General features: G+C 40.5%; 1 protein-coding gene and 1 pseudogene. Both read left to right on the forward strand.

Translation table 11 applies throughout. From position 1 onward, the window contains the following. Window positions 1–119 precede the first annotated feature (119 nt). The gene (locus ABD915_RS09750; protein WP_425548209.1) at window positions 120–401 is read left to right on the forward strand and encodes a hypothetical protein; all 282 of its coding nucleotides are present in this window, start codon (window positions 120–122) and stop codon (window positions 399–401) included. Then, window positions 382–966 (forward strand): annotated as a pseudogene (locus tag ABD915_RS09755) (phage terminase large subunit); the annotation flags it as partial. The gene ABD915_RS09750 and the pseudogene ABD915_RS09755, both read left to right, overlap by 20 nt. Between the last annotated feature and the right edge of the window lie 106 nt (window positions 967–1,072).

Consider the following 1,072-nt stretch of genomic DNA (forward strand, 5'->3'; position numbering starts at 1 on the left):
GTGCAAATGAGTGCTTTTGATTGATTCAAGATAAGCAAGTTTGAAATAAGGGAATCTTACGTTATTCGGGATTCTCATTCAATATGAATAACGGTAGATTATTATTATAAATCAATGTCTTGCCCAATGCAGGAAAAGGGCGTGTGAAGGGAGTTGGCAACAAAACAACACGTCTTTTAAAAGAGGCAATCATTAAAGCAGCTGAATTGGCAGGTAATAAGTATGGTAAAGAGGGATTAATCTCTTATCTCGAACAGCAAGCGATTAAATGCCCTGCTGCTTATTTAGCCTTGCTTGGCAAGGTATTGCCTTTGCAAGTGACAGGGGAAGATGGGGGAGCCATTAAAATCATAGGGCGTGTAGAGATTGCTCCTTTGTTGAATGACGACAAGACAGATTAAGATTGTACCAAAGCTTATACCGATTTTTGCAGGGGATGCTTTGGTGCGTGCAGCTTGGGGAGGAAGAGGGTCTGGAAAAACACGCTCTTTTGCTTTGATGGCGGCTTTAAAAGGCTATCAATTTGGTATGCAAGGGATATCAGGGACTATCCTTTGTGCGCGTCAGTTTCAAAATTCGCTCGCAGAAAGTTCTTTGGAGGAGATTAAACGCGCCATTGAAGCGCATGACTTTTTAAAAGACTATTACAAGGTTGGGGAGTCTTCAATTAAGTCGATCGATGGTCGTATAACCTTTCAGTTTTCTGGACTAGACCGCAATATTGCGAGTATCAAATCGATGGGGCGTATTTTACTCTGTTGGGTTGATGAGGCAGAGCCGGTTACAGAGACAGCTTGGCAGACACTTATACCGACGTTGCGTGAAGAGGGTGAAGATTGGAGAGCAGAGTTATGGGTAACATGGAACCCATTACGAGATAATGCACCGGTTGAGAAGCGGTTTCGCTTTTCAGACAATAAAGCGATTAAACGTGTTGAGATCAATTGGTCAGACAATGTAAGATATAATATCAAAAAACACAATAAAGTCAATAGCTTGTATGCAATTATTTTATATGAATCCACTTAAGAATCCATACTTTTATACGTGATTCATTTGACCATTTTTTATA

The organism is Bartonella jaculi (assembly GCF_039543045.1).
Lineage (GTDB): Bacteria > Pseudomonadota > Alphaproteobacteria > Rhizobiales > Rhizobiaceae > Bartonella > Bartonella jaculi.